This is a genomic window from Kitasatospora sp. NPDC001539, from assembly GCF_040298565.1.
In the GTDB taxonomy this organism is placed as follows: domain Bacteria; phylum Actinomycetota; class Actinomycetes; order Streptomycetales; family Streptomycetaceae; genus Kitasatospora.
The window spans coordinates 1-6,389 of record NZ_JBEPAK010000329.1 but is presented as its reverse complement, the minus strand read 5'-3'; the positions used below and the strand labels follow the sequence as shown (position 1 = coordinate 6,389).

Annotated in this window: 6 protein-coding genes; 1 reads left to right on the top strand and 5 read right to left on the bottom strand. The window is 75.5% G+C overall.

Translation table 11 applies throughout. From position 1 onward, the window contains the following. Together ABT247_RS30715 and ABT247_RS30710 are read right to left on the bottom strand one after the other, a co-directional pair. Nucleotides 1–330 (bottom strand): DUF4184 family protein (locus tag ABT247_RS30715; RefSeq protein WP_350749119.1); only part of this gene is annotated, 330 nt, incomplete at its 3' end. A 206-nt stretch (nucleotides 331–536) separates the two neighbouring features. Further along, nucleotides 537–1,604, bottom strand: a complete 1,068-nt coding sequence (locus tag ABT247_RS30710; protein WP_350749116.1) for an NUDIX hydrolase — start codon at nucleotides 1,602–1,604, stop codon at nucleotides 537–539. Between the two features lie 498 nt (nucleotides 1,605–2,102). On the opposite strand from ABT247_RS30710, the gene ABT247_RS30705 reads away from it, so the two are divergent. After that, complete coding sequence (locus ABT247_RS30705; RefSeq protein ID WP_350749114.1) at nucleotides 2,103–3,017, top strand: PfkB family carbohydrate kinase; 915 nt, start codon at nucleotides 2,103–2,105, stop codon at nucleotides 3,015–3,017. A gap of 133 nt (nucleotides 3,018–3,150) precedes the next feature. Here ABT247_RS30705 and ABT247_RS30700 read toward each other — a convergent pair whose 3' ends face one another. The 3 genes from ABT247_RS30700 to ABT247_RS30690 all read right to left on the bottom strand — a co-directional run. Further along, the gene (locus ABT247_RS30700) at nucleotides 3,151–4,047 is read right to left on the bottom strand and encodes a C40 family peptidase (protein WP_350749113.1); all 897 of its coding nucleotides are present in this window, start codon (nucleotides 4,045–4,047) and stop codon (nucleotides 3,151–3,153) included. Between the two features lie 326 nt (nucleotides 4,048–4,373). Continuing rightward, nucleotides 4,374–5,798, bottom strand: coding sequence for an acyl-CoA synthetase (locus tag ABT247_RS30695; protein ID WP_350749111.1), 1,425 nt, complete (start codon nucleotides 5,796–5,798; stop codon nucleotides 4,374–4,376). 277 nt (nucleotides 5,799–6,075) lie between these two features. Further along, the coding region (locus tag ABT247_RS30690; RefSeq protein WP_350749108.1) for an electron transfer flavoprotein subunit alpha/FixB family protein at nucleotides 6,076–6,389 on the bottom strand (314 nt) is incomplete at its 5' end.

Below are 6,389 nucleotides of genomic sequence, written 5' to 3'. Positions count from 1 at the left end.
GACGCCGCCCTCCCCGGCCCGGCGGGCCGTCAGCGCCTCGGCGCCGCCCGCCCAGCGCTCGGGGAGCAGCCCCACCAGCGGCGCCCGCAGCAGTCCGTGCCACCCCGCCACCAGTGCGGCGGCGACCGCGACGTCCACCGTCGGCACCGCCCACCACCGGTGCAGCAGTCCTCCGTGCCGGTACACCCCGGGCAGCAGCGACTCGACGAAGAACGGCACGTCGGGCGCCATCGACCCGGCGACCAGCGCGGAGGCTACCAGCGGGCCGCGCGCCCCGGCGGCGCGCAGCAGGGGCAGGACGGCGGCGGGGTGACTGAACGTGAACGGCATGCCCCCATCCTGACGCCCGCTCCGGCCGCCGGGCGAACCGGGTGGGCCGCGTCGCGGGCCGCCGCCCGGAAGTCCCGCCGCGCCGCAGCCTCGACGCCGCGCCACAGCCCGGAAGCCTCGCCGCCGCCTCGAATCCCCGCCGCCGCCCCGAAGCCGAAGCCCCGCCGCCTACGGCGCACACCGGACGGCGGACTCGCGGCGCTTCGTCAGGCCGCGTCCGCCGCGCTCTCCAGCCCCAGCGCCACCCGGCACCCCGCTTCCAGGTACCGCAGCTCCCCGCTCCGCCGCGCCTCCAGCGCGGCGGCCAGCCGCCGGTAGCGGCTGGGCGGCAGCAGGTCGGCCGCCTCCTCCAGGGTGACGAACCGCCAGCCGCGCAGTTCCTCCTGCTGGAGCAGCAGGTTCTGCCGGCCCGCGTCGTCCAGCAGTCCGCCGTCGTACACCAGGCGCAGGCCGCCGCGGCGCGGGCCGGTGCGGGGCTCCCAGTCGACGGCGATCAGCCGCAGCGTGGCGGGGTCGAGCCGCAGGCCCAGCTCCTCGGCGGTCTCGCGCAGGGCCGCGTCGGTCGGGGCCTCACCGCGTTCGACCACGCCGCCGGGGAAGTCCCAGTCGGGCTTGTAGACCGGGTCGACGAGCAGCACCCGGTCCTGCTCGTCGAAGAACAGCACGGCGGAGGCCACGGTGTCGCCGGTCGGATCGGGGGTCTGGACGATCGGGCAGCGGGCGGCGCCGACCCGGACGAGCTCGGCGATGCGGTGCGCAGTCTCACGGGGAGTGAGGTCGCTGCTGTCGATCAGCCGGGCGTCGCCGACCAGCCAGCGGCGGGCGGCCCGGTAGCGGGGCAGGTGTTCCAGGCACCAGTCGCGGACCCGCTCGCTGCCCGCCGGATCGCCGGGGCACTCCTCGCGATGCGCGATCCGGTCACGCAGGATCGTTTCTTCTGGATCCAGGACGAAGTGGTGCACCGCGATCCCGTGGGCGGCGAGGCCGCCGAAGATCTCGTCCCGGTAGTCCTCTCTGAGCAGGGTCATCGGCACCACCAGCGGGCCGCCGACCTCGTCGAGCAGCGCGGCCGCCGTCTCGGGGACGAGCCGGCGCCAGGCCGCCAGGTCCTGGAAGTCGGACACCGCGGCCAGCCGGTCCGCCGGAAGCATCCGGCGCAGACCGAAACCCACCAGCTCGGGATCGAAGAGCACGCTCCCGGGCAGCAGTTCCACCAGCTCGCGGCAGGCACTCGTCTTGCCCGCCCCGAATGTGCCATTGACCCAGACGATCACAACGTCCCCTGCCCTCGACTTGCCCCGATGCCGTTCGCACCGGGCAGCGCCCCCGTCGGCCGAACCAGCGCCACCCGTGGTGGTACCCGCACCACGCCGCTCCCCATGCCTGCCCGACGCGCCCGCCCGCGCGCCCCCTTGTCAGGGGCATGTGCCCAGGCCAGGGGGCCGGACCGGGACGCATGCGGACCGTTCGGCCGCGGAGCCGCCTTCCGACCGGACGCCGTTCGCACAGGAGGTCGGACCGGCCGACTTCCGGTGCGCGCCCCACCCGTACGCCGCGCGCGCCGCCCCTGCGCCCGCCCGCTCCCTGGTGCTCCCGCTCCCCTCCTCCCGCCGTTCGGCACCCGGGCGGAGCGCGCCTCGGACCGAGCCTCGGACCGCGCAACGGACCGCGCCTCGGACCGCGCAACGGACCGAGCCGCCGGAGCACCCAGCCGCCCCCGGCACCGCGGGTGCCTCTTGCGCCGCCCGAGCCCCGCCGCGTACAGAGGAACGATGAAGCTGCTTCCCGCCGGCCGCGTCGTCGTCATCGGCTCGGTCAACACCGACCGGATCCTCCGCTGCCCCGTGCTCCCCTCGCCCGGCGAGACCGTCCTGACCACCTCCGCCGACCGGGGCTTCGGCGGCAAGGGCGCCAACCAGGCGGTGGCGGCGGCCCGGCTGGGCGCGGCGACCCACCTGGTCGCCAAGATCGGCCGGGACGACGACGGCGAGGCGGCGCTCGCCGACCTGCACGGCGCGGAGGTGCGGACGGACGCCGTGCTCACGCACCCCGAGGCGCCGACCGGTCAGGCGATCGTGATGGTCGATCCGTCCGGCGAGAACAGCATCGTGGTCGTCCCGGGAGCCAATGCCGAGCTGACGCCCGAGGAGGTCACCGCCGCGCTGGACCGGCTCCACCTGCTGCCCGTGGACGTCGTCCTCACCAGCAACGAGGTCCCCGCAACGTGCATCCGCGCCGCGGCGGCCGCGCTCCCCGCCGCCGGTCCGAACGGCGGCACCCGCTGGCTGCACAACACCGCCCCGGCCGGTGCGCTGCCCGACGCCGGCCCCACCGGCCGGCGGCCGCTGGTGGTCGCCAACGCCGTCGAGGCACGCCAGCTGACCGGGGCCATGACCGCCGCCGAGGCCGCCCGGGCACTCGCCCGCACGGCCGAGGGAGCGGTGGTCACCCTCGGCGGGGAGGGCGCGCTGGTCGCCACCGGGTCGGACGTCGCCCTGCTGCCCGCGCCCGCCGTCCAGGTGGTCGACACCACCGGCGCCGGCGACGTCTTCTGCGGCGCCCTGGCCGCCGGGCTGGCCCGCGGGGCCGCGCTCACCGACGCGGCCGCCACCGCCGTGGCCGCCGGGGCCTTCGCCGTCACGGCGCTCGGCGCCCGCGGCGCGCTGCCCCGGAGGGCCGATCTCTGACGCCGCGTCCGGCCGGCCCCGCCGGCGGGGCGGCTGGGCGTGCCCCCGGCCGGGGCACGGGTGCCGTCGGTGGGGTCACGTCGGGAGCGCCGGGTCCAACACCGGCGCCCCCGACGTGCTCACTGGCGGACCGTCACGGCCGCCCCATGTAGGCCGGGTAGTAGCCCTTGCTGATGGTCGAGATCCGGATCTTCGTCCCGGGCCGCGCAGCCTCGACGTACTGGTTGTTGCCCAGGTAGATCGCCACGTGCTGGATGCCGCGCCGGGTGCCGTCCGGCGACCAGAACAGCAGGTCGCCGCGGCGCAGCTGGCTCGCACTGATCGGCGTGGTCGCCTCGTACTGGTCGTTGGCGACCCGGGGCAGGCTGATGCCGCCGCGCCGGAAGGACTGCTGCACCAGGCCCGAGCAGTCGTACCCGTCCGGCCCGTTGCCCGCCGTCTTGAACGGCTTGCCCAGTTGGGCGAGCGCGAACTCCACGGCGGTCTCGACGTCCCGGTCGACCGCCACCGAGCCCTGGGAGGAGCCCGAGGAGCCGGACGAACCGGAGGAGCCCGAGGACGAGCCCCCGCCGGTCCGCTCCAGGTAGATGTCGTAGTGGGTGGTCCAGCGCCACTCGCCCCTGCTGTTCCTGAACCAGTAGCGCGAGCCGTCCCAGCCCTGTCTGATCCCCCCGCCCGACGTCGCCGAGGACTTCGACGAGGAGCCCGACGAGCTCTTGGCGCCGCCGGTCCGCGCCACGTAGACGCTGTAGTGGGTGGTCCAGCGCCACTGCCCCTGGCTGTTCTTGAACCAGTACCGCGAGCCGTCCCATCCGGCGTGCGCCGGCGCCCGCTCCGCGGCGGCGGGGCTCACTCCGGTGCCGAGGCCGATCACCCCGGTGCCGACCGCGATCACGGCCGCCATCGCTATCCCCCGACGGATCCGCGCGGCCCGCGCGGGACGGACGGGACGTCCGGAACGGTCGGCGGTGGCGTGCTGCTCGATCGGTTCGTCGGCGGCATCCGGCGAGCCGGTGTTGACGGTGGTCATCCTGCTGACTTCCTTCACTGCTGCGAACGCACTGGTGCGAACGGCCGCCCGACGGGCGGCTGCGGAAACTGCTGCGGACACGCGGTACGCCCCGGCTCTCGCCGGTTCGTCCGCTCGGCAGATCCCGTCCGACATGCCACGGCCTCTGGTCCTGCGACCGGAGGTCGCGGCATGTCACCAGGATTCAGTTCTGCCTGCGTGTCACGTTAAGCACGCGTCCGCTCACGGCGCGCAGCGGAGTGCGCCAAAGGAAGGGTTCACGGGCGGTGAGCACCGACGGGGCATCAGGGTGAGGCCGCGTCACCGCGCGCCCAGCCGACGGCCCCTCACCTCTGGCCTCCGGCCTCCGCGAGGAGCTGCTTCTTCAGCACCTTTCCCAGTGCGTTCCTGGGCAGTTCGGGCACCAGCACGACCCGGCGCGGGCGCTTGTGCACCGAGAGCCGCTCGGCCACGAAGGCCGTCAGCTGTTCCCCCGTCACGGGGCCGTCCGGAATCACGTAGGCGACGATCGCCTGTCCGAGGTCCTCGTCGGGCGCGCCGACCACCGCCGCGTCGGCGACCGCCGGGTGGTCGCGCAGGGCGGCCTCGACCTCGCCCGCACCGATCCGGTAGCCGCCGCTCTTGATCAGGTCCACCGAGGCCCGGCCGACGATCCGGTGGAAACCGTCCGCTCCGATCACCGCCACGTCCCCGGTGCGGAACCAGCCGTCCTCCGTCCAGGCCTCGGCGTCGGCGTCCGGCCGGTTCAGGTAGCCGCTGAACAGCGTGGGGCCGGAGACCTGCAGTTCGCCGACGCTCTCCCCGTCGTACGGCACCGGTTCGCCGTCCTCGCCGACCAGCCGGGTGCGCACCCCCTCCAGCGGCAGCCCGACGCTGCCCGGGCGCCGCTCGCCGTCCGCCCGGGTGCTGACGGTGATCAGCGACTCGGTCATCCCGTAGCGCTCGATCGGGGCGTGCCCGGTGAGCGCCGCCAGCTTCTCGAACACCGGTACGGGCAGCGGCGCGCTGCCGGAGACCAGCAGCCGGGCCGGGGCCAGGCGGGCGGCCGACGCCGGGTCGGCGGCCAGCCGGGACCAGACGGTCGGGACACCGAAGTAGAGGCTGCCGCCGGCCGTCGCGTACCCCTGCGGGGTGGGCCGTCCGGTGTGCACCAGTCGGCTGCCGGTGCGCAGCGCGCCGAGCACTCCGAGCAGCAGGCCGTGCACGTGGAACAGCGGCAGGCCGTGGACGAGGGTGTCCTCGGCGGTCCACTGCCAGGCGGCGGCGAGGGCGTCCAGGTCGGCGGCGATCGCCGTCCGGCTGATCACCGCTCCCTTGGGCGCGCCGGTGGTGCCCGAGGTGTAGAGCACGAAACCGGTCGCGTCGGCGGCCGGCTCGGCGTACCCGGTGGCGGAGCGCTCGGCGGTGTCGACGGGCAGGGCCTCCACCGGGAGGTCGTCCGGCAGTGCCTGCCCGGCGGCGTGCGCGAGCAGTGCCGCGCCGGAGTCGCGCAGGATGTGTGCGCGCTCCTTCGGCCCCGAGTCGGGTGGCAGCGGAACCACGGGGACGCCCGCCAGCAGCCCGCCGACCACGGCGGTGACCGTCTCGACGGTGGGAGCGGCGAGCACGGCGAGCGCCGGCGCCCCGGCCACCCGGTCGGCCACGGCGGTCGCCGCACCCAGCAGGTCCGCCCGGGAGAGCGCCCGGCCGTCGATCCGCAGCGCGTCCGCCGCGTCGCCGTGGTCGCCCTGAAGTGCCGTCAGCAGTGCCATGCTTCCGTCCTCGCCCTCGTCTCGCCCTGGTCGCACCGGACCCGGCCGGACCGTCGAAGTCGGTCCGGCGCCGTCGGGCCGACTCTACGGGCCGCCGCTCCCGCGCCCGCCGACGGGGCGAACGGCGGGGAGAACGACCGGGCGAACGGCCTGGCGGAACGGCCTGACGGAACGCTCTGGCAGAACGCTCTGGCGAACCTCTCTGGCGAACGACGGAGGGCGTGGCGCCCGGTACCGGGGTACCGAGTGCCACGCCCTCCGTGGTCCGTCCGACGGGTCAGCCCTTGCGGGCCTTCACCTCGGCGGTGAGCTGCGGCAGGACCTGGAAGAGGTCGCCGACGACGCCGTAGTCGACCAGCTCGAAGATCGGGGCCTCGGGGTCCTTGTTGACGGCCACGATGGTCTTCGAGGTCTGCATGCCGGCCCGATGCTGGATGGCGCCGGAGATGCCCGCCGCGATGTAGAGCTGCGGGGAGACCTGCTTGCCGGTCTGGCCGACCTGGTTGCTGTGCGGGTACCAGCCGGCGTCGACGGCCGCACGCGAGGCGCCGACGGCCGCGCCGAGCACGTCCGCGAGCTCCTCGACCACGC